This is a genomic window from Frigoribacterium sp. CFBP 13729, assembly GCF_014841875.1.
Classification (GTDB): domain Bacteria; phylum Actinomycetota; class Actinomycetes; order Actinomycetales; family Microbacteriaceae; genus Frigoribacterium.
The window spans coordinates 506,864-531,785 of record NZ_JACYUR010000001.1 but is presented as its reverse complement, the minus strand read 5'-3'; the positions used below and the strand labels follow the sequence as shown (position 1 = coordinate 531,785).

At 73.4% G+C, this 24,922-nt stretch carries 20 protein-coding genes and 1 other RNA gene; 17 read left to right on the top strand and 4 right to left on the bottom strand.

The annotated features are described in order from the left end of the window. Positions 1-87 precede the first annotated feature (87 nt). The 3 genes from IFT77_RS02355 to IFT77_RS02345 all read left to right on the top strand — a co-directional run bounded on the left by IFT77_RS02355 (position 88) and on the right by IFT77_RS02345 (position 4,087). The gene (locus IFT77_RS02355) at positions 88-1,674 is read left to right on the top strand and encodes a Na+/H+ antiporter (RefSeq protein WP_192041791.1); all 1,587 of its coding nucleotides are present in this window, start codon (positions 88-90) and stop codon (positions 1,672-1,674) included. Between the two features lie 359 nt (positions 1,675-2,033). Further along, entirely contained in the window at positions 2,034-2,639 is a 606-nt protein-coding gene (locus IFT77_RS02350; protein WP_192169132.1) for a hypothetical protein, read from the top strand. 44 nt (positions 2,640-2,683) lie between these two features. Further along, complete coding sequence (locus tag IFT77_RS02345) at positions 2,684-4,087, top strand: LamG-like jellyroll fold domain-containing protein (RefSeq protein ID WP_192169131.1); 1,404 nt, start codon at positions 2,684-2,686, stop codon at positions 4,085-4,087. A 79-nt stretch (positions 4,088-4,166) separates the two neighbouring features. On the opposite strand, the gene IFT77_RS02340 is transcribed toward IFT77_RS02345, so the two are convergent. After that, complete coding sequence (locus IFT77_RS02340; protein WP_123546074.1) at positions 4,167-4,448, bottom strand: GlsB/YeaQ/YmgE family stress response membrane protein; 282 nt, start codon at positions 4,446-4,448, stop codon at positions 4,167-4,169. A gap of 119 nt (positions 4,449-4,567) precedes the next feature. On the opposite strand from IFT77_RS02340, the gene IFT77_RS02335 reads away from it, so the two are divergent. Next, the gene (locus IFT77_RS02335) at positions 4,568-5,236 is read left to right on the top strand and encodes a LuxR C-terminal-related transcriptional regulator (RefSeq protein ID WP_192169130.1); all 669 of its coding nucleotides are present in this window, start codon (positions 4,568-4,570) and stop codon (positions 5,234-5,236) included. 17 nt (positions 5,237-5,253) lie between these two features. Here IFT77_RS02335 and IFT77_RS02330 read toward each other — a convergent pair whose 3' ends face one another. Next, on the bottom strand, positions 5,254-6,132 hold the full coding sequence (locus tag IFT77_RS02330; protein WP_371740886.1) for a MurR/RpiR family transcriptional regulator: 879 nt from the start codon (positions 6,130-6,132) through the stop codon (positions 5,254-5,256). Further along, entirely contained in the window at positions 6,129-7,691 is a 1,563-nt protein-coding gene (locus tag IFT77_RS02325) for an aromatic amino acid ammonia-lyase (protein WP_192041787.1), read from the bottom strand. The genes IFT77_RS02330 and IFT77_RS02325 overlap by 4 nt, the downstream gene beginning before the upstream one ends. Positions 7,692-7,889: 198 nt before the next feature. On the opposite strand from IFT77_RS02325, the gene hutU reads away from it, so the two are divergent. From hutU to IFT77_RS02290, 7 genes are all read left to right on the top strand, one after another. Then, on the top strand, positions 7,890-9,635 hold the full coding sequence (gene hutU, locus IFT77_RS02320) for a urocanate hydratase (protein WP_371740885.1): 1,746 nt from the start codon (positions 7,890-7,892) through the stop codon (positions 9,633-9,635). After that, positions 9,619-10,926, top strand: a complete 1,308-nt coding sequence (locus IFT77_RS02315; protein WP_192169128.1) for an allantoate amidohydrolase — start codon at positions 9,619-9,621, stop codon at positions 10,924-10,926. Before hutU ends, IFT77_RS02315 begins: the two co-directional genes overlap by 17 nt. Then, on the top strand, positions 10,923-12,425 hold the full coding sequence (locus IFT77_RS02310; RefSeq protein WP_192169127.1) for a formimidoylglutamate deiminase: 1,503 nt from the start codon (positions 10,923-10,925) through the stop codon (positions 12,423-12,425). The genes IFT77_RS02315 and IFT77_RS02310 overlap by 4 nt, the downstream gene beginning before the upstream one ends. Beyond that, positions 12,422-13,624, top strand: a complete 1,203-nt coding sequence (hutI, locus tag IFT77_RS02305) for an imidazolonepropionase (RefSeq protein ID WP_192169126.1) — start codon at positions 12,422-12,424, stop codon at positions 13,622-13,624. The genes IFT77_RS02310 and hutI overlap by 4 nt, the downstream gene beginning before the upstream one ends. Then, positions 13,624-14,214: a HutD family protein gene (locus IFT77_RS02300; protein WP_192169125.1), complete on the top strand. Its 591-nt coding sequence runs from the start codon at positions 13,624-13,626 to the stop codon at positions 14,212-14,214. The genes hutI and IFT77_RS02300 overlap by 1 nt, the downstream gene beginning before the upstream one ends. Positions 14,215-14,345: 131 nt before the next feature. Then, positions 14,346-15,374 carry a nuclease-related domain-containing protein gene (locus IFT77_RS02295; RefSeq protein WP_192169124.1) on the top strand — a complete coding sequence of 343 codons (1,029 nt, stop codon included), beginning with the start codon at positions 14,346-14,348 and terminating at the stop codon, positions 15,372-15,374. Between the two features lie 154 nt (positions 15,375-15,528). Beyond that, the gene (locus tag IFT77_RS02290; protein WP_192169123.1) at positions 15,529-17,184 is read left to right on the top strand and encodes an alpha-amylase family protein; all 1,656 of its coding nucleotides are present in this window, start codon (positions 15,529-15,531) and stop codon (positions 17,182-17,184) included. A gap of 21 nt (positions 17,185-17,205) precedes the next feature. On the opposite strand, the gene cls is transcribed toward IFT77_RS02290, so the two are convergent. Beyond that, positions 17,206-18,678: a cardiolipin synthase gene (gene cls / locus IFT77_RS02285; protein WP_133737598.1), complete on the bottom strand. Its 1,473-nt coding sequence runs from the start codon at positions 18,676-18,678 to the stop codon at positions 17,206-17,208. 159 nt (positions 18,679-18,837) lie between these two features. Between cls and IFT77_RS02280 the strand changes: the two genes are divergently transcribed. The 6 genes from IFT77_RS02280 to rnpB all read left to right on the top strand — a co-directional run bounded on the left by IFT77_RS02280 (position 18,838) and on the right by rnpB (position 24,838). Further along, complete coding sequence (locus IFT77_RS02280; RefSeq protein WP_192169122.1) at positions 18,838-19,497, top strand: TetR/AcrR family transcriptional regulator; 660 nt, start codon at positions 18,838-18,840, stop codon at positions 19,495-19,497. A gap of 7 nt (positions 19,498-19,504) precedes the next feature. After that, positions 19,505-21,283, top strand: coding sequence for an MDR family MFS transporter (locus tag IFT77_RS02275; RefSeq protein ID WP_192169121.1), 1,779 nt, complete (start codon positions 19,505-19,507; stop codon positions 21,281-21,283). Positions 21,284-21,408: 125 nt separating this feature from the next. After that, positions 21,409-22,746 (top strand): hypothetical protein, encoded by a 1,338-nt coding sequence (locus tag IFT77_RS02270; protein ID WP_192169120.1) that lies wholly within the window; start codon positions 21,409-21,411, stop codon positions 22,744-22,746. A gap of 6 nt (positions 22,747-22,752) precedes the next feature. Beyond that, on the top strand, positions 22,753-23,571 hold the full coding sequence (locus tag IFT77_RS02265; protein WP_192169119.1) for a Nif3-like dinuclear metal center hexameric protein: 819 nt from the start codon (positions 22,753-22,755) through the stop codon (positions 23,569-23,571). 92 nt (positions 23,572-23,663) lie between these two features. Then, positions 23,664-24,404 carry a zinc ribbon domain-containing protein gene (locus IFT77_RS02260; protein WP_192169118.1) on the top strand — a complete coding sequence of 247 codons (741 nt, stop codon included), beginning with the start codon at positions 23,664-23,666 and terminating at the stop codon, positions 24,402-24,404. A 50-nt stretch (positions 24,405-24,454) separates the two neighbouring features. Beyond that, positions 24,455-24,838: RNase P RNA component class A (gene rnpB / locus IFT77_RS02255), an RNA gene on the top strand. Positions 24,839-24,922: the final 84 nt, after the last annotated feature.

The window sequence follows — 24,922 nt, the reverse complement described above, 5'->3', positions numbered from 1 at the left end:
CACTGTCAAGGTGTGTCAGGCGGCCCGGGAACCGAGTTGTGTCGGGTGCGCAGGTCACCAGGGCCCGCTCGTCTGTGAGGAACCATCGTGCTCGGTCTCGAGATCGTCGTCGTGCTCGGCGCCGCCGTGCTCATCTGCAGCGGCCTGGCGAGCCGTCTGCACGTCGCCCCGCCGATCCTGTTGCTCGCGAGCGGGATCCTGCTCGGCTTCGTGCCTGCCCTGCGCGAGGTGCAGCTGCCGCCCGAGGTCGTGCTCTTCCTCTTCCTCCCGGCGCTGCTGTTCTGGGAGAGCCTCACGACGTCGCTGCGCGAGATCCGGGCGAACCTCCGGGGCATCGTGCTGACGAGCACGGTGCTCGTCGTGGCGACGGCGGCCGCGGTGGCGACCGTCGCGCACCTCCTCGGCATGCCGTGGGGTCCCGCCTGGGTGCTCGGCGCGGCCGTCGCCCCGACCGACGCGACCGCCGTCGGTGCCTTCACGAGGTCGCTGCCGCGGCGCACGGTGACGACGCTGCGCGCCGAGAGCCTGGTGAACGACGGCACCGCGCTCGTCATCTACGGGCTGGCGGTGGCGGTCGTCGTGGGGGAGGACGAGGCGACGCCCCTGCGCATCAGCTGGCTCGTCCTGCTCGCCTACGGGGGAGGTGCGCTCATCGGGCTGGCACTGGCCTGGGCGGTGAAGCGCGTCCGGGCACGCCTGGACGACCCGCTGCAGGAGACGGTGATCACCATCCTGACCCCGTTCGTCGCCTACCTCGTCGCCGAGTCGGTCGAGTCGTCCGGCGTCCTGGCGGTCGTCATCGCGGGCCTGGCGCTGAGCCAGGCGGCACCGCGACGGGACCGCGCCGCGACCCGGCGCCAGTCGGACGCGTTCTGGAGCCTGTCGACGTTCTTGCTCAACGCCTCCTTGTTCGTGCTCGTGGGGCTCGAGCTGCAGACGGCGGTGCGGGGCCTGGACGGGCGTCTCGTCGCCACCGGCGTCCTGTCGGTCGTCGTCATCAGCGTCACGCTGATCGTCGTCCGCATCGTCTTCCTGTTCACGGCGGCGTACACGATCCGGGCCGTCGACCGGCGGCCGCAGCAGCGCCTGCGGCGGGTGAGCGACCGGGCACGGGTCCTCAGCGGGCTCTCCGGGTTCCGCGGCGCGGTCTCGCTCGCGGCGGCGCTCGGCGTGCCGCTCGTGCTCACGACCGGGAACGACTTCCCCGACCGCGACATGATCGTCTTCGTGACGTCCGGCGTCATCGTCGTGACCCTGGTCGTGCAGGGGCTGCTGCTGCCCGCCGTCGTCCGCTGGGCGTCGCTGCCCGAGGACACCGGCGTCGTCGAGGAGCGCCGTCTCGCCGAGACCACCGCAGCCGAGGAGGCGCTGGACGCCCTCGCCGAGGTCGCCCGCGACCTCGAGGTGGACCAGGAGGTCGAGGACCGTGCCCGCGAGGAGCAGGAGGCGCACCTGCGCGTCGTCGAGGCCGGCGACGTCTCGGCCGAGGACGACGACGACGTGCGCCGCGACCAGCAGTACCGGGAGCTGCGGCTCGAGCTGCTGCACCGCAAGCGCGGCACCGTCGTCCGCCTCCGTGACGAGGGGCGGATCGACGACACGGTGCTGCGCCAGGTGCAGGCGAGGCTCGACGCCGAGGAGGTGCGGCTCGCCCCGGGCGAGCTGTCCGACTAGGACACGGTGAGCCACGTCGGGCCGTGCACGGCCTCGACGGCTCCGCGCGACCGGTCGGGCCGATGTACGAAGAACGAGTGGCGACGCGCGGCCGCGCCGGAGAGACCGCCTCCCCGGCAGGTTCAGCCGGCACCTGACTCGGCCGGGAACTCCCCGGATCACCAGGCGCGGCGGGCGGCGAAGGGGGGAGGTGGGGTCGGGGTACAGGCGCATCCCCCTCTTTGGGGACACGCGTGCCCTTACCGCCCTGGCGACCCGTCGGTACCGTCACGTCATCGGCACCGTGCCGACCCTCGCGAGTCCCTCCCCGACCGGCACCACCGGGGGCTCCCGAGGCGCGACCCGAGAGACCTCCCGACATGTCCCGAACGATCAGCCGCGCCCGCTGGACGCGCCGTGCCCGCTGGGCAGCCCTGCCCGTCGCCGTGATCGCCTCCGGCGCGATCATCTCGACCGCCTCGTACTCGGCGTTCTCCGCCACCACGTCGAACCCGACCAGCAACTGGTCGACCGGCACCGTCCAGCTCACGGACGACGACTCCGACGTCGCCCTGTTCTCGGCGTCGGGCCTGAAGCCGGGCGACACGGGGAGCAAGTGCATCACGGTCACGTCCAAGGGCACCCTGCCGTCGGCGGTCAGGCTCTACGGCACCTCGGCCACGACGACGAACTCGCTCTCGTCCTACCTCGACCTGCGCATCGTGCAGGGCACCGGCGGGTCGAGCGCCTCGTGCGACGGGTTCACGCCTGCGACCCAGGACCCCCAGGTCTGGTCGGGCACGCTCGCGGACTTCGCGAGCCAGCGCACCGGCTACGCGACCGGTGCGCCGACCTGGTCGCCGTCGGGCACCGCCCCCGAGTCCCGCTCGTTCCAGTTCACGTACACGCTGAGCTCGGCCACGCCGAACACCGGGCAGGACTCCCGCGCCGCCCTCGCCTTCACCTGGGAGGCCCAGACCCGCTGACCGCCGGTCGACCCCGGTCGACCACCCGGAGCGGGAGCCCTGTCATGACCACGACCACCACGCCGCCGCACGAGCGCACCGCCCTCTCCTTCTGGGGTGCCCTGTGCGTCGCGACGTGTGCGCGGGTGGTCCTCACGACGGCGGTGTGCCTCCTCCTCTGGGCGGCCGTGCCGGCCCTCTGGGGCTGGTCGCCGACCACCGTCGTCTCGGGGTCGATGGCGCCGACGATCGTCGCGGGCGACGTCGTCGTGGCGATGCCCCTCGGTGCCGACGAGCTCGTCCCTGGGCAGGTCCTGCTCGTGGACGACCCCGACCGACCGGGCGAGCTGCGGCTGCACCGGCTGGTCGAGAGCACCGCCGACGGGCTCCGGCTGCAGGGCGACGCCAACGCGACGGCCGACTCGAGCCCGGTCCCTGTCGAGGACGTCCACGGCGTGGGCGTCCTGCTCGTGCCCGCGGTCGGCTCCCCGATGCTCTGGCACGGCGGCGACCGCGTGGTCGGCGGCCTGCTGGCGTCGCTGGTCGTGCTGGCGCTGATCGCCCTGACACGGCTCGAGCCGAGGGGCGACGAGGAGGTGGTCGACCCGCTCGGCCCGTCCCGCCATCGTGCGCGCGCCCCCGTGACCACAGGGGCCTGGGCAGCCAGGGCGTCGGGGACGGCGCTCGCCGTCGTCGGCAGCGTCGCCGTCCTGGTGCTCGTGGTGGGCTCGAGCCACTCCGCGTTCGCCGGCACGACCTCGACGGCGAGCAGCCTCGCCACGTCCCGCTTCGCCTGCCTCGATCGTCCTGTCGCGGCGCAGGCGCACTTCGCCTACCAGTACAACGACGGCGTCGGGACGTCGCTGCGGGACAGCAGCGGCAACGGGCGGACGGGCACGCTCACCCAGGGGGCGGCGATCCAGAGTGGGACGTGCGCGTCCGGCCCGAGCCCGTGGCTGACGCTCGACGGGGTCACGGGGCAGGTCACGACGGCCGAGAGGCTGAGGGCCCCCCAGGTCTTCTCGATCGAGACCTGGTTCCGGACGACGACGACAGCCGGGGGGAAGCTCGTCGGCTTCGGGAACAGCCAGTCGGGCGCCTCGACCCAGTACGACCGGCACCTCTACCTCACGAACCGGGGCACGCTCGTCTTCGGCGTGTACAGCGGTCAGCAGTACACGATGTCGAGCACCGCCTCCTACGCCGACGGGGCGTGGCACCTCGCCACCGTCACCCTCGACGGGTCCGGCATGGCCATGTACGTGGACGGGGCGCAGGTGGCGTCCTCGCCGCAGGCCTCGGCAGAGAACTTCTTCGGCTGGTGGCGGATCGGCTACGACACGGTGGGGGGAGTGTGGCCGGAGGCGCCGTCCAGTCCGCACTACCGAGGCGATCTCGAGAACACCGCGGTCTACGACGTCGCCCTGACGGCGGCCGACGTGGCTGCCCGCCACGCAGCCGGGCGCTGAGCGGGCTCACCACCACGGGGCGAGGGGCCGGGACGTCCGTGACGGCCCGGCGCACCCCCGCGACGGCAGCGGTCGTGGCCTAGCGGCGGGCGGCGCTGCGGCGTCCCGAGACGGCGACCCAGATCGCGAGGACGACGATCGCGCCGATGATCGAGCCGATGATGCCGGCGGGCTGGAAGAAGCCGTCGGTCGGGTCGTGCTGGAACAGCAGGAAGCCGAGGAACCCGCCGACGAACGAGCCGATGACGCCGAGGAGGATCGTCATGGCGATCGAGAGGCTCTGACGCCCGGGGACGACCGCTCGCGCGATGAACCCTGCGATGAGGCCGATGACGAGCAGGCTGATGATGAGACCGATCATGGTGTTCTCCTTCCGGGAGAGGTGCGCGACGGGCACCGTCGGTGCCGTGGAGTCGCGCAGCTCAGCAGACCACCCCTGGAGGTGTGGCGGCACACCCCTCGGGGTGGGATGGTGTCGTCATGCCCCTCGCCCCGACCCGCTCGATCACCGTCGCCCTCGTCGACGACTACGACGTCGTGCTCGCCGGCCTCGCCCACATGTTCGACCGGTACCGCGACCGGGTCGTCGTCGCCGAGATCGACGCGACGACGGCGCTGTCCGACGAGGTCGACGTCGTCCTCTACGACTCCTTCGCCCAGCCGGAGTCGGACCACCACGAGCTCGCCGAGCTCGTCGCGAACCCCGCGGCCGGCAAGGTGGTCGTCTACACCTGGAACTTCCACCCCGAGCTTGTGGAGGCGGCCCTCGCGCAGGGCGTGCACGGGTACCTGTCGAAGACCCTCACGGCGCGTGAGCTCGTGGAGGCGCTCGAGGCGGTGCACCGAGGCGAGCAGGTCGTCAGCGACGTCCGGGGCCGTGCGCCGAGCGCCCCCGGCCTCGACTGGCCGGGCCGCCGCGAGGGCATCACCGACCGCGAGTCGGAGATCCTGGCGCTGATCACGCAGGGCAAGAGCAACGCCGAGGTCGCCGCCCTGACCTACCTCAGCCCGAACACGGTCAAGTCGTACATCCGGTCGGTCTACCGGCGCATCGGTGCGACCAGCCGCACGCAGGCCGTGCTCTGGGGCGTGCAGAACGGCTTCCGCCCCGACCACCACCGGATCGACCACTGGCTCGGCGGTCCCTGAGGAGTCGGGGGTACCTCCTACGAGGGCCGCGGGCGGGCGTCGTGCTCCCAGGTGGCGACGAGTTCCTCGTGCGCCTCGAGCCGCGCCTGGGTACGCCGGGGGTCCCGTCGGGCGAGCGCGTCGAGCAGCACGATGGACAGCGTCACCACGGCGGCGTGCGAGTCGAAGACGAGGTCGGTGCCCACCGGGGCGACCAGTGCGACGTCGAGCAGGTCGGCGAACGGAACGAGGGGAGTGTCGACGATGCCGACCGTGGCCAGCCCGAGCGACCGGGCGTGGGCCACGGCCCGCACCGTCGCGTCCGGGTGCCGGGGCATGACGACGAACAGCACCGCGCTCGCGCCGTCGAGGTGCAGCTGGGTGACGGCGTCGATCAGCGAGGCGCCGTCGTCGAGGACGCGGACGTCGGGCAGCACCTTCTGCGCGAGGTGGCCGAGGTGGTGCGCCAGCGACGCGGACACCCTCAGGCCGACGATGCCGAGGGGGCGCGTCCCGGCGAGCAGGTCGACCGCACGGGTCATCCGGTCGGAGGTGATGGTCTGCTCGAGGGCGCTCAGGTTGTCCCGCTCGCGGGCGAGCGCGGCCGCGGGGATGCTGCCCGGGCCGGGCGACGGGCTGTCGCTCGGCGACGCGGAGAGGACGCGCTCCCGGGCTGCGGCGCGGAACTCCGCCCAGCCCGAGAACCCGAACGCCGTCGCCATGCGGGTCACCGTGGGCTGGCTCACCCCGGCCGCCTCGGCGACGTCGACGCTCGAGGCGAAGGCCACGTCGGGCAGCGAGTCGAGCATGTGCTGCGCCACGCGGCGCTGGGTGGGCGAGAGGCGATGGGCGTGCATCAGGTCGAGCAGCCACGACCGCACACGGTCGAGCGACTGCGTGCTGGCGGAGTCGGTCACGAGGTCCCTTCCTGCAGGGACGAGAGGGCCGACGGCGACGAGGGCGGCGCCTGCCGGGCGGGGAAGTCGGCGAGCACGGCGCCGAGGCCGGGCAGCTCGGCCTCCAGCCGCTCGATGTCCGGCCCGAGCGGACGGTCGTCCGTCGACGGGTCGATCAGGCTCACCAGGTGCTCGAACACCGGCAGGAGGCGCGTCCCGGCCACGCGGTCGGGCGCCATCTGGAGGGCGCGGACGGCCGCGAACAGCTCGACGGCCAGCACGGCGCCGGCCGAGCGCACCAGGCTCGTCAGCAGCCGCGTGCTCTGGATCGCGAAGCTCGCGTGGTCCTCGAGGCCCAGCGAGACGCTCACGCTGGCGTTCGTGACGGGTGCCGAGTCGACGCGCATGTGGGCCAGCGCGTCCTGCGCCACGTACTCGACGATCATCAGGCCGGAGCTGGTCGCGTTCCGCCGGGCGTCGGCGAGGAACGGGGGCAGCCCGGTCATGTCGGCCCGCATCAGCAGCCCGAGCCTGCTCGTCGACAAGCTGAAGACGGGGTGCAGCCCGACCCTGGCCGCGTCGAGCGTCCAGGCGAGGGTGGCGAGGTGGAACTGGCCGTGGTGCCGCACCCCGTCGTCGACCACCAGGGGGTTCTCCGCCGGCCCGCCGAGTTCTCGGTCGAGGGCGCCGAGCAGCACCGAGAGGGCGGTGCGGGCGGGGGCGTGCACCTGCGGGGCTGCTCGCAGCCCGAACGGGTCCTGCAGGCGGGCTGCGCCGGCGGGCGGGCCCGAGACGCGCTCGGTCAGCCAGCGCAGGCGCGCCGCCTCCTGCACCTGACCGGGATGCGGACGGGCCGCGTGCACCTGCTCGTCGAACGCCTCCGCCGAGCCTCGCAACGCACGGAAGCTCAGCGCGGCGACCACCGTGGCCGCGTCGAGCTGCCGGGCCGCGACGTCGGCGGCGAGGGCGGTCGTCGCCAGCGTGACGGCGCTCGAGCTCATGAACGGCAGGGAGTCGCTGGGGGCGAAGACGATGGGCTCGGCCGTGCCCGAGCGCCAGGGCAGCTCGCCGATCAGCGTCAGGGCGAGCTCGGCCAGGGCCGTGACGTCGCCGGTGCCGACGGAGCCGGTCCGGTGGAACGTCGGGAGGGCGTCGGCGCGGACCGCGGCGAGCAGCCCCCGCACCACGGCGGGGCTGACCCCGGACCCGCCGGCGAGCAGCTGGTTGAGGCGGACCACCAGGGCGGCGCGGGTCACGCGGTCGTCCTCGACCTCGCCGATGCCGGTGGCGTGGCTGCGGAGGAGGCGCAGACCGTGCGCGGTCTGCTCCCGGAGGACCTCCTCCTCGGACAGGTCCTCGCCCTCGTCGACGAGCGCCACGGTGCGGTTGGCGCCGACGCCGGTGTTGGCGCCGTAGACGGTGCCGGCGTCCCGGGCGGCGAGGAGGGTCTCGTGCGACAGCCGGACGCGCTCGAGGGCGCTGTCCGGGACGGTGACCTCGGCGTGCCGGTCGGCGAGGGCCACGAGGTCGGCGACGCGCAGCGGCGTACCGTCCAGCGTGATGCGGTTCGTCCCGGTCATGGTCGCCACCCTGCCTCCTCGCTGTTTCGGGCTCGTGAACTGATCGTCGAGGCCATTGACGAAGTATTCATGATCTACTCATCATGAATCAACTCATTCACGATCGGAACGGAAGCAGCTCTCGTGACACTCGACGCGAATCTCCCCGAAGTCGCCGCGGACACGTCCCTCGCACCGGTCCCGTCCGGGCCCCGCCCGGTGACGGCCCCCCGAGGCACCGAGCTCAGCTGCCGCGGCTGGCAGCAGGAGGCGGCCCTGCGGATGCTGATGAACAACCTCGACCCCGAGGTCGCCGAGCACCCCGACGACCTCGTCGTCTACGGCGGCACCGGCAAGGCCGCCCGCTCGTGGGAGGCCTTCGACGCGATGGTCGCGACGCTCCGGACCCTCGGCGACGACGAGACGGTGCTCGTGCAGTCGGGCAAGCCGGTCGGCGTGTTCCGCACGAACGAGTGGTCGCCCCGCGTGCTCCTCGCGAACTCGAACCTGGTCGGCGACTGGGCCAACTGGGAGGAGTTCCGCAAGCTGGACGCGCTGGGCCTCATGATGTACGGCCAGATGACCGCCGGCTCCTGGATCTACATCGGCACGCAGGGCATCCTCCAGGGCACCTACGAGACGTTCTCGGCGGTCGCGGACGCCGACTTCGGCGGCACGCTCGCCGGCACGATCACCCTGACCGCGGGCGTGGGGGGCATGGGAGGTGCGCAGCCGCTGGCCGTGACGATGAACGACGGCGTCGCGATCTGCATCGACGTCGACCGGACGCGCATCGACCGTCGCGTCGAGCACCGGTACCTCGACGTCGCGGCGGCGAACCTCGACGAGGCCCTCGAGCTGGCGATCGCCGCCCGCGACGAGAAGCGGCCCCTCTCGATCGGCGTGGTCGGCAACGCCGCCGAGCTGGTGCCCGAGCTGTTGGCCCGCGAGGCCCCGATCGACATCGTCACCGACCAGACCTCGGCCCACGACCCGCTGTCCTACCTGCCGATCGGCACCCGCTTCGAGGACATGGCCGCCGAGGCCGCGGCCGACCCGGCCGACTTCACGATCCGCGCCCAGGCGGCGATGCGGGCCCACGTGGAGGCGATGGTCGGCTTCATGGACGCCGGTGCGGTGGTCTTCGACTACGGCAACAGCATCCGCGGCGAGGCGCGCACGGCAGGGTACGACCGCGCCTTCGCGTTCCCCGGGTTCGTGCCTGCGTACATCCGTCCCCTCTTCGCCGAGGGCAAGGGGCCGTTCCGCTGGGCTGCGCTCTCGGGCGACCCGGCCGACATCGCCGCGACCGACAAGGCGATCCTCGAGCTGTTCCCCGAGAACGAGTCGCTGCGGAAGTGGATCACCATGGCGGGCGAGCGGGTCGCCTTCCAGGGCCTTCCGGCCCGCATCTGCTGGCTCGGCTACGGCGAACGACACCTCGCCGGGCTGAAGTTCAACGAGATGGTGGCGTCGGGCGAGCTGTCCGCGCCGATCGTCATCGGCCGTGACCACCTCGACTCCGGCTCGGTCGCGTCGCCGTACCGCGAGACGGAGGCGATGCTCGACGGGTCGGACGCGATCGCCGACTGGCCCCTCCTGAACGCCATGGTCAACGTCGCCTCGGGAGCCACCTGGGTGTCGATCCACCAGGGCGGCGGCGTCGGGATGGGCCGCTCGATCCACGCCGGCCAGGTCATCGTGGCCGACGGCACGGACCTCGCCGCGGAGAAGCTCGCGCGCGTGCTCGTCGCCGACCCCGGCATGGGCGTCATCCGCCACGCCGACGCCGGCTACGAGCGAGCCGTCGAGGTCGCCGCCGAGCGCGGCGTCCGCGTCCCGATGCGCGAGCAGGGTGCAGGAGGCGCGAGTCGCGTCCCGGAGCCAGCACCCGCCGGGAGCCCGGCGACCGAGAGCGTCGCGGCCGACGCCACGGAGGGAACGGTCGATGGCCCTCGCCCGTAGCGGCGCGACCGTCGAGCGCGACCGGCTCCGCGCCTCCTTCGACGGGGTCTGGGGCGACCTGGCGGGCGTGGGCCGCGACCCGCGCTCGGGCGGCTACGACCGGTTCTCGTGGACGGGCGTCGACCTGGGGCTCCGCGAGTGGTTCGTCGCGGAGGCGACCCGTCGCGGGCTCGAGGTCGAGGTCGACCGCAACGGCAACCAGTGGGCCTGGTGGGGCGCCCCGGCGGACGGCGCCGTCGTCACGGGCAGCCACCTCGACAGCGTGCCCGGCGGAGGGGCGTTCGACGGACCGCTCGGCGTCGTCAGCGCCCTGCTCGCCGTCGACGCGCTCCGGGCCTCCGGCCTCGCGCCCGAGCGACCGCTCGCCGTGGTGAACTTCGTCGAGGAGGAGGGGGCCCGGTTCGGGCTCGCCTGCCTCGGGTCGCGCCTCATGACCGGCGCCGTCGACGCAGGCCACGCGCTCTCGCTGACCGACGACGACGGCACGAGCCTCGCCGACGCGATGTCCGCGGCGGGCCACGCCCCGGAGCACGTCGGCCTCGACGAGGCGGCCCTGGCCCGCATCGGGGTCTTCGTCGAGCTGCACGTCGAGCAGGGCGTGCACCTCACCCTCGGCGAGGAGTCGGTCGGGGTGGCGAGTGCGATCCTGCCGCACGGCCGCTGGCACTTCTGCTTCGAGGGCGAGGGCAACCACGCCGGGACGACGCGGCTCGTCGACCGTCACGACCCGATGCTGCCGTTCGCCGAGGCCGTCGGCGCCGCCCGTCGACTGGCCGATGAGGCGCAGGCCGTCACGACTTTCGGCAGGGTCCGCGTCGACCCGAACGGCACGAACGCGATCCCGTCGCGGGTCGACGCCTGGCTCGACGCCCGAGGGGCCGACGAGGTCGGCATCGTCCGCCTGGTCGACGACCTCCGACGGGTCGCCGAGGAGGCGGCGGCCGGTCACGGCGTCCGCCTCACCGTGACGAACGACAGCTTCACCCCCGTGGTCGAGTTCGACGCGTCGCTGAGCGACCGGCTGCGGTCGTCGCTCGGCGCCGCGTCGATCGCGGCGCCGACCCTGCCGACGGCCGCCGGGCACGACGCCGGGATCCTCGCCGCGCGCGTGCCCACGGCCATGCTCTTCGTCCGGAACCCGACGGGGATCAGCCACAGCCCGCACGAGCACGCCGACGCGTCGGACTGCGTCGACGGCGTGGAGGCGCTGACCGTCGTGCTCCGCGACCTGCTGACCGAGTCCCTCGAGGTCGTGTCGGACAGGGGCGTCCCGGCCGAGGCCGCTCGGTGACCGGGGAGGGTCGCCCGACAGCCGAGCCGGACCGGTCGGTCTTCTGGGCAGAGCACCTCTGGCCCGGCCAGGGCGAGGTGCGGCACGGCGTCGTCGTCGAGGTCGCGGGCGATCGGATCGCGACGGTCGCGGTCGACGTGGACGCGCCTCCTGCGGGGTCCTCCGTCCTGCGCGGGGTGACCCTGCCGGGGCTGGTGAACTCGCACTCGCACGCCTTCCACCGCGCGCTGCGCGGGCGGACCCAGGTCGGCAGCGGCAGCTTCTGGACCTGGCGCGACGTCATGTGGTCCGTCGCCGGTCGGCTGACGCCCGAGAACTACGAGGCCCTCGCGACCGCGGTGTTCACCGAGATGGTGCTGGCCGGGGTCACGACCGTGGGCGAGTTCCACTACGTGCACCACACCCCCGACGGCACGCCGCACGACGACCCGATCGGGATGTCGCGAGCCCTGGTCCGCGCGGCGGCCGCCGCGGGCGTCCGCCTGACCCTGCTCGACACCTGCTACCTGGTCGGCGGGTTCGTGCCCGACAGGGCAGGCGAGGTCGAGAGCGGGCCCGACGTCGAGCAGGTGCACGTCCCGCTGTCGGCCGCGCAGCTCCGCTTCGGCGACGGCACCGCCGCGGACTGGGCCCGCCGTGCCACGGCCACCCGCGACGCGCTGACAGGGCCCACCGTCGTGGTCGGCGCCGCCGTGCACTCCGTGCGGGCCGTGCCCGAGCGTGCACTCGGCACCGTCGCCTCCTGGGCCCACCGACACGGCGCACCGCTGCACGTGCACGTCTCCGAACAGCCGGCCGAGAACGCGGACTGCGTGCGCCTCCTCGGCGCCACCCCCGTCGCGTTGCTCCGTCGGCACGGCGTCCTCGACCACAGGGCGACGGCCGTCCACGCCACCCACCTGACGCCGCGCGACGTCGGCGACCTCGCCGCGAGCGGCGCCTGGGCCTGCTTCTGCGTCACGACCGAGCGCGACCTCGCCGACGGCATCGGACCGGCCGCCGAGCTGGTCGAGGCCGGCGTGCCGCTCACCGTCGGCAGCGACAGCCACGCGGTGGTCGACCTGCTCGAGGAGGTGCGGGGCATCGAGTCCGGACAGCGCCTGGTCAGCGGTCGGCGCGGCTGGTTCGGAGCCGCGCAGCTGCTGACGGCGGCGACCGTCGAGGGGGCCAGGTCGCTCGGCTGGGACGACGGCGGGACGATCACGCCCGGCGCCCTCGCCGACTTCACGACCGTGTCGCTCGACTCGGTGCGCCTCGCGGACGCGCGCGGCGACTCGCTGCTCGAGTCGGTCGTCTTCGCCGCCACGGCGTCGGACGTGGCCACGGTGGTCGTGGGCGGCGAGGTGGTCGTGCGCGACGGCGCACACGTGCGCATCGCGTCGCCGGCCGTCGCACTGCGCGACTCGATCGCGGCCGTGCTGCCGCCCGAGCCGTCGCCGGTGCCCTGGCCCGTGCCCCCGCCACCCGCCCGAGCTCGCCGAGAGGACCCGCCCGCATGACCGTCACCGCCCTGACCGGCGTCTCGCAGCTCGTCACGAACGACCCGACGCACGAGCACGCCGAGGCGTCCGACTCGCCGCTCGGCGTCGTGCTCGACGCCGCCGTCCTCCTCGACGGCGGCCGCGTCCTCTGGACCGGCCCCGCCGCGAGCATGCCGTCGTCGGTCGCCGACGCCCTGGTCGACCTGGGCGGCCGGGCCGTCGTCCCCGGGTTCGTCGACAGCCACGCCCACCTGGCGTTCGCGGGCGACCGGTCCGACGAGTTCGCGGCCCGGATGGCCGGCGAGCCTTACTCCGCCGGCGGCATCCGGAGCACCGTGGCGCACACGAGGTCGGCGAGCGACGCCGACCTCGCCGCCTCGGTCCGGAGGCTCGCCGACGAGGCGCTGCGGCAGGGCACCACCACGCTCGAGAGCAAGTCGGGCTACGGGCTGAGCGTGCACGACGAGCGCCGAAGCCTGGAGGCGGTCCGGGCGGTCACGACGGAGGCCACCTTCCTGGGCGCCCACGTCGTGCCCGCCGAGTTCGCCGGGCGGCCCGACGACTACGTCGCGCTCGTCGTCGGCGAGATGCTCGAGGCCTGCGCGCCGCTCGCGCGGTGGATCGACGTCTTCTGCGACGTCGGGGCGTTCGACGTCGACCAGACGCGGGAGATCCTCACCGCCGGGATGGCCGCAGGGCTGACGCCGCGGCTGCACGCCGGCCAGCTCGCACCGGGCGGCGGCATCCAGCTCGGCGTCGAGCTCGGTGCGGCGTCGGTCGACCACGTGACCCACGCGAGCGACGACGACGTGGAGGCACTGGCCGCGTCGTCGACGATCGCCACCCTGCTGCCGGGGGCCGAGTTCTCCACCCGCGCTCGCTACCCCGACGCGCGACGGCTGCTCGCGGCCGGGGTGACGGTGGCCCTGGCCGCGGACTGCAACCCGGGGTCGAGCTACACGACGAGCATCCCGTTCTGCATCGCGGTGGCCGTGCGCGACATGGGCATGACGCCGGCCGAGGCGCTGTGGTCCGCGACCGCCGGGGGAGCGGCGGCGCTGCGACGGACCGACGTCGGCAACCTCGCCGTCGGTGCGGCAGCGGACCTCCTCGTGCTCGACGCGCCGTCGTTCGTGCACCTCGCGTACCGGCCGGGCGTGCCGCTGGTGGAGTCGGTCCGGCGCGGCGGGGAGCTCGTCTCGGGGCGCGCCTCCTGATGGCGGAGCCCGTCGTGCTGCGGGTCGCCGTCCGCGCGGTGGTGCCGTGGCGGAACGGCGCCGGGACGACGACGGTGGTCGCCGAGGGGCCGCCGTCCTCCGCCGGCTCGAGCGAGCCGACGCGGCGGGAGCCGACATGGCGGGTCAGCATCGCGACGATCGCCCGGTCGGCGCCGTTCTCGGAGTTCGCGGGGGTCGATCGCCTGCTGATGCCGCTGTCGGAGGCGGGTCTCGACCTCGTGGTCGACGGGCGTCGGGTGCACGGCGAGGCCCTCGAGGTGCTGGCCTTCGCGGGGGAGTCGCCGGTCGAGGCGGTCGACGTCGCGGCCGAGGGACTCGACCTCAACCTCATGACCCGCCGAGGCAGCGCGGAGGGGCAGCTCCGGACCGTCGAGGTCCCCGCCGTGCTCGAGCTCGCGGCGCACGAGGTCGCCGTGGCCGTCGTCGTGTCGGGGGAGGCACGCCTCGGGAACGACGTGCTGGGTGCTCTCGACGCCTTCCAGGTGCCCGGTCCCGCGACCGTGGCCGTCGCCGGGACCGGGGTGCTCGCCGTGGCACGGATCTCCGCCGTGGCCGACCCCGGCTCCTGAGCCGCTCCTCCTCGACGGGACGTCGTCCCCTGTGGGCGGGGGCCGTGTCGGGCCAGGCTCGGCCGTGACCGCCTCGTCCGGGCGCGGTGCGCCTCCTGCGCCCCTGACGCCACCCGTGGTCTGCTGGGCGCATGCCTGACGCGAGCGAGCTGACCACGTACCTGCCCTGGGCGGTCGCCGCCGTCCTCCTCATCGTGCTGATCGTGCTCGTGGTGCTGCTGCGTCGACGGGCCACGGCGGCGCAGGAGGCGCTGCGGACCCGCGAGGACGCGCACCGGAAGGCGCTGGAGGAGGCCACGGCCGAGCGCGAGCGCGCGGCCCGCGACGCCGCCGAGGCCCACGCCCGTGAGCTGGAGCAGGTCGAGGCGCGGCGCGTCGACGCCGAGACGTCCGCCCAGCAGAGCCGCGCCCTCGTCGCGGCCGGGGCGAAGTGGGAGGAGACCTCCCGCCGCATGGTGCTCGACGCGGTCACCGACCTCGGCCTCGACGGCGCCCTCGTGACGAACCTCGTCTTCGTGCCCGTCGACGCGACGCGGACCCGGCGCTTCGTCGCGCAGGTCGACCACGTCCTCCTGCTGCCGACGGTCGCCCTCGTGATCGAGAACAAGGGGTGGAAGGGCGTCGTGCTCGACGGCGTGCACCCCCGGGACGCCGGCTCGTCGTTCGCGACGCTCCTCGGCGACCTCGAGCTGGAGCCGCCCTTCGCGGTCCAGGTCAAGCGCGACTCGCTCACCTCTCTCGAGCTGCGCACGCACGACCAGGGCCACGCCCCCCGCAAGCAGGTCCGGCGCCAGGCGCAGCGCATCTCCGACCTCGTCCGGGCCGAGACCCACCGCAAGCCGTGGTTCGACACCGCGGTGCTGTACTCGCACCCCGACGCCGACGTCCACGCCGACCCCCGGGCCGACGACGAGGGCGTGAGCACCGTCGTCATCGCCAGCCAGGCCCAGCTCCGCGCCCACCTCGAGGAGCTCGTCCGACGCCGTCGACCCGGCCCCGACAGCCCCCGCATCGACGAGCTGTCGGCGCTCTTCGCCGGTCTCGGGGCCGAGGTGACCTCCTTCGGCAAGCCGCTCGACCGCGCGGCGGCGGCGACGGCGGCGACGGCCGGCCCGGCAGGCCAGCCCGACGACGCGGAGTCCTCGCCGACGCAGGCGTAGCGCCCTTCGGTCGCCGCGCCTCCTGCAGCCACTGCACGGAGCAGGTCGATCCTCGGCCTCCTCGGGGCGTCCTGCCAGGCGGCGACCGCGTGCGGGCCCCTACCGTCGACCCCCTCGGCGCCTGACCGGCGCGAGGACGACGGGAGACGCGCCGATGAGGCTGACCGACACGAGCGACCTGTGGTGGAAGACCGCGGTCTTCTACAACCTCGACGTCGAGACGTACCTCGACCGGGACGACGACGGCGTCGGGGACCTCGACGGCCTGGCGCACCGGCTCGACCACCTGGCCGAGCTCGGCGTCACCTGCCTGTGGCTGGCGCCGTTCTACCCGTCGCCCCAGCGCGACAACGGCTACGACATCGAGGACTACTACGGGGTCGACCCCCGCTACGGCCACCTCGGCGACCTCGTCGAGGTCGTGCGCACCGCCCACGACCGGGGCATGCGGGTCATCGTCGACCTGGTGGTCAACCACACGTCCGACCAGCACCCCTGGTTCCGGGAGGCGCGCAGCAGCCCCGAGAACCGGTACCGCCGGTTCTACCAGTGGCGCGACGACGTCCCCGAAAACGCCCCGGAGAGCATGTTCCCCGACGTCGAGGACGGTGTCTGGCGCTACGACGACGAGGCGGGCCAGTTCTACAAGCACTCCTTCTACCGCCACCAGCCGGACCTCGCCACCGACGACCCGGTGGTCCGCGAGGAGATCGCCAAGGTGATCGGCTTCTGGCTGCAGCTCGGCATCGACGGGTTCCGGGTCGACGCCGTGCCGCACCTGATCGAGGGCGACGACGGCCCCGAGCACGACTTCCTGCGCACGCTGCGGCGCTTCGTGTCCCGACGCAGCGGGCACGGCGTGCTGCTCGGCGAGGTCAACCTGCCCTACGACGAGCAGCTCGCGTTCTTCGGCGGCGAGGACGGCGACGAGCTCACCATGCAGTTCGACTTCGTCGGCAACCAGGCGCTGTACCTGTCGCTCGCACGACAGGACGCGACCCCGCTGCGGGAGGCGCTCGAGGCTCGACCTGCCCTGGCCCGCGGCAACCAGTGGGGCAACTTCGTCCGCAACCACGACGAGCTCACCCTCGACCAGCTGAGCGAGTCCGAGCGGGGCGAGGTCTTCGCGGCGTTCGCGCCGGAGGAGGGCCAGCGCATCCACGGCCGCGGCATCACCCGCCGCCTGCCGCCGATGCTGGAGGGCGACCCCCGGCGCGTCCGCATGGTCTACAGCCTCCTGTTCTCGCTGCCCGGCTCGCCGGTGCTCTACTACGGCGAGGAGATCGGCATGGGCGAGGACTCCCGCGTCGAGGGCAGCCGCGGCGCCGTCCGCACCCCCATGCAGTGGACGGCGGAGGCGAACGGCGGCTTCTCGGCAGCCGCGCCCGACGACCTCGTGTCGGCGGTGGTCACGGGCGGCAACGCTCCGGAGCACGTCAACGTCTCCCAGCAGCGGCACGACCCCGACTCGCTGCTCGCCTTCGTGTCGCAGCTGACCCGCGCCTACCGGGCGGCGCCCGAGATCGGCTGGGGAGAGCTGTCCGTCCTCCGTCAACCGCACGCCTGCGTGCTCGCCCACAGCGTGGACAGCGAGCTAGGGCTGCTCGTCGCGGCGCACAACTTCGCCCCGGACGGCCGGTCGTTCCGCGTCGAGCTCGAGGGCGCGACCGACGAGTGGCAGGTGGTGGACGTCCTGGCCGGCGACGGTGCGGCCCGGCCCCTCGACGACGGCGGCGTCGAGATCGAGCTGGAGGGCTACGGTCACCGCTGGCTGCGCGTGGTGCGCCCGGGGGAGAAGCGCCTCCTCTGACGTCGGCCTGCCGCGTCGGGCCTACTGGACCGACGCGGTCAGCCGTGCCACGTTGTCGAGCACCTGCAGGCCCGCGGGGCGGGACAGCCAGCCCTCGAGGGTGATCTCGCGCGACTTGCGGCGGTAGTCGTCCTCGATGAGGCGGACCTCGTCGACGAACGACTTGCCGTGCACCATCAGCGACACCTCGAAGTTGAGGCTGAACGAGCGCATGTCCATGTTGCTCGAGCCGATCACGGCGACGGTGTCGTCGACCGTGAAGTGCTTCGAGTGCAGCACGATCGGGCGCTCGTAGAGGAAGATGCGGACACCGGCCCGCAACAGCGTCTCGTAGTACGAGCGCTGGGCGTGGTAGACCATGAACTGGTCGGCCACCTCGCACGCGAAGAGCTGGACCTCGACGCCGCGCTCGGCAGCCGTCGTGATCGCGTAGAGCATCGAGTCGTCGGGCACGAAGTAGGGGCTCGCGATGATCAGCCTCTCCTGTGCGCCGTAGACGAGTGCGTTGAACAGGCGCAGGTTGTTCTCGCCGTCGAAGCCCGGGCCGCTCGGCACGACCTGGCACTCGAGGCTGTCGGGCCCCTGCCGCTGCTCGATCAGGGGCTCGGCCTCGGCGTCGGTGGGCAGCTCGTCGGTCTCGCTGTACCAGTCGGTGATGAAGAGGGCGTTGAGGCCGACGGCGGCGGGGCCCTCGAGCCGCACCATGAGGTCCTTCCACTGCAGCCCGCGCTTGATGTTGCCTCGCTTGTTGTAGCTGGGGTCCGTCATGTTCTGCGACCCCGTGAAGGCGACGTCGCCGTCGATCACGACGATCTTGCGGTGGTTCCGCAGGTCGGGTCGGCGCCAGGCGCCCTGGAACGGGCGGAAGGGCAGCATCTCCTCGAACCGGATGCCCGAGTCGCGCAGCCACTGCCGGGTGACCCGGCCCTGCGGGTTCCGCATCGTCGCCCAGTGGTCGTAGAGCACCCGGACGGCGACGCCTCGTGCGTGCGCCCGCTCGAGCGCCTCGAAGAAGAGGAAGGTCGACTCGTCGCGGGTGAGGATGTAGAACTCGACGTGCACGTAACGCTCGGCCTCGTCGACGGCGGCGGCCATGGCCGCGATCGACTCGGCGTAGTCGGGCAGCAGGGTCGCCGTGTTGCCGGGCAGCAGCGGCATGGCCCCGAGCGTGCGGTTGAGGGTCACGACCGTGCCGAACCACGGGGGGCGAGGGTCCGTCACCGCGTGCACGTCGTCGATGCCCTTGGTCGCGTCGAGGATGCGGTCGTTGATCTCGCGCTGCTTGTCGCGGCGGTCCTGCGGCAGCTTCGAGCTGCCGAGCAGGCCGAAGAGCACGCTGCCGGGGATCGGCGACACGAAGATCGCCAGCAGCCAGGCCATCGCCGAGCTCGGGCGCCGGTTGCGGGGCACGGCCACCACGGCCACGATCCGGATGAGGATGTCGACGACCAAGATCACCGTCGGGAAGTGCTTGAAGATCCTGCGCCACGTCATGCGTCGATCTTGTCAGCCCCGGGGCCGGCTCGTCGTTGCCGTTCGCCCGCAGGACATGCACATTGCACTATTGACCGCAGAGTGCAATCATCTCCGGTGGGCACCCGCCCTCCGGCGACGTCGCCGCACCGCGCAGCGACGACCGAGAGGAGGCGCCCCGTGAGCACCGAGACCGTCCCGCCCGTCAGCAAGGCCGCGATCCGCCGCCTGCGGACCCGCTCCGAGCTCGTGGGCGCGGCCCGCCGGCTCACCGCCGAGCACGGGCTGGCCGGCTTCACCCTCGAGCAGCTCTGCGACGAGGTCGGCATCTCCCGGCGCACGTTCTTCAACCACTTCGCGTCCAAGGACGACGTGGTCGTCGGCGTGGGGCTGGACGACGACGAGGACGAGGCGCTCGAGGGCTACGCGTCCTCGCGACGCGACCCGCGCCTCCCCGTCTTCTCGACGACTCTGGACGACCTCGCGGCGCTCGTCGTCCAGCGTGTCGAGCACGTCGGCCTCACCCGCGAGCGGGCCGCCGAGTTCAAGGCGGCGCTCGACCGCGAGCCACGGCTGCTGCAGGCGATGCTGACGCAGGGCGACGAGCAGCAGCGTCGCGTCGCGGCCGCCGTGGCGTCGCACGAAGGCGTCCCCGCCGACGACCCGCGCATCGGCGTCGTCGTGGCGGTCGCCGGTGCGCTGGTGCAGCGCGCCATGACCCGCTTCTTCTTCGACGAGGGCCCGCCGGGCCTCCGCTTCGACCACGTCCTCCGTGACCAGCTCGCCCTCGCCCGCGCGCTGTTCTCCGCCGCACCGCCCCTCGACCAGGAAGCATGCTGACACGACCATGACCACCACCACCGCGAAGACGGCCGACGCGCCGTTCCTCCTCACCCAGAGGCGGATCTGGATCATCTTCGGCGCCCTCATCTCGGGCATGCTCCTCTCTAGCCTCGACCAGACCATCGTCTCGACCGCCATGCCGACGATCGTCGGCGAGCTGGGCGGCGTCGAGCACCAGGCCTGGATCACCACGGCCTACCTGCTCGCGACCACGATCGTCATGCCGATCTACGGCAAGTTCGGCGACGTGCTCGGTCGACGGAACCTCTTCCTGGCGGCGATCGCGATCTTCACGCTCGCGAGCATCGGCTGCGCGTTCGCGACGGACTTCTGGGCGTTCGTCGTCTTCCGGGCGATCCAGGGCCTCGGCGGCGGCGGCCTGATGATCCTGTCGCAGGCGATCATCGCCGACATCGTGCCTGCCTCGGAGCGAGGCAAGTACCTCGGCCCCCTCGGCGCCGTGTTCGGCCTGTCGGCCATCGGCGGCCCCCTGCTCGGCGGCTTCTTCGTCGACCACCTCACCTGGCAGTGGGCGTTCTACATCAACGTGCCCGTCGGCATCGCCGCCTTCGTCATCGCCTGGATGGCGCTGACCCTGCCGAGCAAGAAGGCCACGAAGCGCGTCGACTGGCTGGGCGTCGTGCTGCTCTCGGCCGCCACGACGTGCCTCATCTTCTTCACGGAGTTCGGCGGCCAGGCCGACCACGGCTGGGGCGCACCCGAGACGTGGCTGTGGGGCGCGGGCGTGCTCGTCGCCGTCAGCGCGTTCGTGCTCGTCGAGTCACGCGCCGAGGACCCGATCATCCCGTTGTCCTTCTTCCGCAACCGCGTGTTCGTCCTGGCGACGGCCGTCGGCTTCGTGCTCGGCATCGGCATGTTCTCGGCGATCGCGTTCGTCCCGACGTTCCTGCAGATGTCGTCGGGCGCCTCCGCGGCCGTGTCCGGGCTGTTGCTCCTGCCGATGATGGCCGGCCTGATCGGCACCTCGATCCTGTCGGGCAACCTGATCACCAAGACGGGGCGCTACCGCGTCTTCCCCATCGTCGGCACGCTGCTGACGGGCGTGGCGATGGCCCTCTTCACGACCCTCACGGCCGACACGCCCCTCTGGCTGATCTGCGTCTTCCTGTTGGTCTTCGGCGCCGGGCTCGGCCTCATCATGCAGGTCGTGGTGCTGGTCGTGCAGAACTCCGTCGACGCCGCGAACGTCGGCACGGCGACGAGCACGAACAACTACTTCCGCGAGGTGGGTGCAGCCCTGGGCGTCGCCATCTTCGGCGCCCTCTTCACGAGTCGCCTCACGGAGAACCTCACGAGCGTCTTCACCGGCGCCGGAGCGTCGAGCGGCGACGCCGCCCAGGCCACGGCGACGCTCGACCCGGCAGCCCTGAACGAGCTGCCCGAGGCGATCCGCCGTCAGGTCGTCGAGGGCTACGCCGACGCCCTGGCGCCCGTGTTCGCCTACCTCATCCCGTTCATCGCGATCGCCTTCGTGCTGGCGCTGTTCCTGCCCCAGATCGCGCTCAGCGACGTCGCCGGCATGGTCGCCCGCGGGGAGGCGGTCTCGGGCGACGAGGCGGAACAGCTCGAGAAGGAGGCGCGCGGCCGGTCGACGGGCGCGGTCGCCGAGGCGGCCACCGCGTCGGTCGTCGCGGCGGGAGCGCCGTCGACGGCGGTCGGCGACGACCCCCGGGGGAGCGCCGCCGGCGGGACCGCGGACGGCGGTGCCCACGAGGTCACGGACGCCGGGGGAGCCGACCGCGACGGAGACCGCCGTCCCTGAGCTCTGAGCAGCGGGAGGCCGTCGGGCCGGGGAGGCGCCCTCCTGAGGGGCCCACGCCAGGAGATGTCCCGGTCGCACCGGCGAGTCCGCCGGGCATGGGCCCCGGGCGGACGTACGATCCGACCATGAGCGAGAGCACCGGCACGACGGAGTGGGACGTCGACGTGCTCCCCGTCGAGGCGCCGCCCTCGCCGCGGGGAGCCCGCACCGCCGTCCCGGCTCCTCCCGCAGTCGACCCCACCGCGTCGCACGCACCCGCGACGCACGAGCAGGAGCACCGCCCCGTGACACCCGTCCTCGCACCCGAGGCCCCCGCTGCACCGTCCGACGTCCTCGTCACCCGCCGCGATCCGCGTCCGGTCTCGGTGCCTTCGCACCGCGCCGACACGACGGACGACGTCGTGCCCACCGACCCGACGGAGCCGCGACCGGCCAGCGTCGCCCGCCACTCGGTCGAGACGTCGGCCATCACCCTGCCGGTCTTCGCCCCGGACGTCGACCCCTCGCTGCCGCAGCCGCCCGATCGGCTCACCCTCGACGACGACGTCCTCGTGCGGATGGTCGAGCGTCGTCTCGACGACACGGCGACCGTCGACCTGATGGCGGTCGTGCAGGCCCAGCTCCAGGCGCGCCGCGTCGAGGCCGCCCGCTTCGCCTCCTGGGCTCGCGAGATGGACCGCGTCGGCACCGACGAGGCCGCGGACGCCCTCGAGCGGACCCGGCTCCGCTTCACCGGCGTCATCGACGTCGTGCTGCCGATCGACCTCGACGAGGTCCACGGCGACGACGCCGTCGACGAGGAGCCCGAGGCGACGCCCCACGCGACCGCCGACGTGCAGTCGTCCGGCCCGGCTGCGACCCCCTCGGAGGCCTCGGGCGCACCGAGCGGCGTGTCCGAGCCCGCCTCTGAGTCGACCCCCGCACCTGTAGCGACTCCCGCACCTGCGCCTACCCTTCCGCCTGCGGCCCTCGCCGAGCCGGCCCTCCAGATGGACGAGGCCCACGTGGTCGAGCGGTCCGCTGGTCAGGCGCCACGCCTCCCGATCGTCGCCGGTCTCGTCGTCGCGGGACTCGTCGTCCTCGCTGGCGTGGTGCTCGCCCTGGTCGTCCCCGAGCTGCTCGCCTCCGCCGTGCTCGCCACGGTGGCCGTCCCCGTCGCGGGCGGCCTCGGTGCGGCCGCCGCGCTGATCGCCGTGGTGCACGGTCCGGCCGACGCCCTGCGCGTCGCCGCCCGCGGGCCCGTCGCCGTCGTCGCCGGCATCGTCGTGTCCGCCGCGCTCGGCTACGGCGTCCTGGTGACCGCGCCGGCGTCGCTGGCTTGGCAGGGCTGGCTCGTCCGCCTCGTCGGCTTCACGGGCATGACGCCCGGCATCGCCGCCGTCGCCGCGCTGCTCGTGGCCGCGGCCGCCGCCTTCGTGGTCGCCGTGCTCGCGACGGGTCTCCGGTCGAGCTCCCGCCGCTAGGCTGAGGTGGTGTCCACACTCGCCTCCGTCAACGCCGTCGTCGAACGCCTCTGGCCCCTCTCGGGCGCCGAGTCGTGGGACTCCCCGGGCGTCGTCGTCGGCGATCCCGACCAGCCCGTGACCCATGTCCGCCTCGCGGTCGACCCTGTCCTCGAGGTCGTCGACGAGGCCGTCGACATCGGTGCGGACCTGTTGCTCGTCCACCACCCGCTCCTGTTCCGCGGCGCGACCACCATGGCCGAGGACACGACGAAGGGCGCGGTCGTCTCCCGCCTCGTGCGGGCCGGCTGCGCGCTGATCGCCGCCCACACGAACGCCGACGTCGTCGAGACCGGCACCTCGCGTGCCCTCGCCCACCAGCTCGGCCTCGTCGACCAGCGACCGATCACCGAGGGCGCGACGAGCTCGACCGGGCTCGGCATCACGGGCCGCCTGCCGCGCCCGATGAGCCTGGTGTCGTTCGCCCGTCAGCTGGGCGAGCTGCTGCCGCCGACCGCCGCGGGCGTCCGTGTGGCGGGCGACGCCGAGCGCGTCGTCGAGACGGTCGCCCTCTGCGCCGGCGCCGGCGACTCGCTGCTCGACCACCCCCTGGTCCGGGCGGCCGACGTCTACCTGACGAGCGACCTGCGCCACCACCCCGCGAGCGACGCCCGCGACCTGATGCTCCTCGGCCGGGGCCCCGCGCTCGTCGACGTCTCGCACTGGGCGAGCGAGTGGCTCTGGCTCGACACGGCCGCCGCGCAGCTGCGGGAGGCCCTCCACGACGTCGAGGTCACCCTGAGCGACCTGCGCACCGACCCCTGGGACTTCACGGTCGTGCAGTAGCCGACCCGACCCTCCCTCGCCCCCGGCCCTGTCGGGCCCGCCACACGAACGCCGCACCACCACCGCCGCACCACGACCACGAAGCAGGCACCATGGCCCTCCAAGCAAGCCCCGCCGACCAGGCGCTCCTCCTCGACCTCCAGGCGCTCGACACGTCGATCCAGCAGCTCGCCCACCGCGCGGCGAACCTGCCCGAGATCGCCGTGCTGGCCACGATCGACGGCGACGCTTCCCGCCTCCGCAGCCGCCTCTCGTCCGAGCAGGGCGCCTGGGAGGACGCGCAGACCGAGCTGACGCGCATCGAGTCCGACGTGGCCGTCGTGGTGGCCCGGGTCGAGCGCGACCGCACGCGGCTGGCGTCGTCCTCGTCCGTCAAGGACGTCGCGGCGCTCGAGGGCGAGCTCGTCGCCCTGGCCCGTCGTCAGAGCGACCTGGAGGACGCGCAGCTCGAGGTCATGGACCGGGTCGAGTCGCTCGGTGCCGTCGCCGCGCTGACGAAGTCCGAGCTCGACCAGATCGAGACCCGTCGTGCCGAGGCGGCCGACGGCCGTGACGCCGGGCTCGGCAGGCTCGAGGTCGAGCGGCGCGAGGTCGAGGCCGACCGAGCCGCCATCGCCGAGAAGGTCCCCGCCGAGCTGCTCGCCCTGTACGAGCGCCAGCGGGCCCGCTACGGCGTCGGCGCGTCGCTCCTCCGCGGCGGGGTCTCCAGCGCGAGCGGGGTGACGCTCACCGGCAGCGACCTCGCGGCCGTGCGGTCCGCCTCCGCGTACGACGTCGTGCTCTGCCCCGACAGCGACGCGATCCTCGTGCGCACGGGCGAGTCGGGCATCTGACCCTCCCGTCGTGACGGGCGGGTGACGCCCGCTAGCATGGTCGACGCGGATGGGTCGGCAAGACGGTCGCGTCACCGCGGGGTCCGCCCTGCGGTGCCGAGGAACGTCCGGGCTCCACAGAGCAGGGCGGTGGGCAACACCCACCCGGGGCGACCCGCGAGACAGTGCAACAGAGAGAAGACCGCCACGGTCGTCGCCGAGAGGCGGCGCCGGGGTAAGGGTGAAACGGCGGTGTAAGAGACCACCAGCGGTTCGGGTGACCGACCGGCTATGTAAACCTCGCCCGGAGCAAGGTCAGACAGAGGACGCCGAGGCTGCTCGCCGAGTCCTCGGGTAGACCGCTAGAGGGCTGCGGCAACGCAGTCCCGAGAGAGATGGCCGTCCATGGTGCTCGCGCACCGGGACAGAACCCGGCGTATCAGCCGGCCCATCCGCCTCAGCCGTGCACGCGGCTGGGACACTGCGAGAGGGACCCTGGTCCAGGAGGCGCGCCTCCCGAGCCAGGGTCCCTCTCGTCG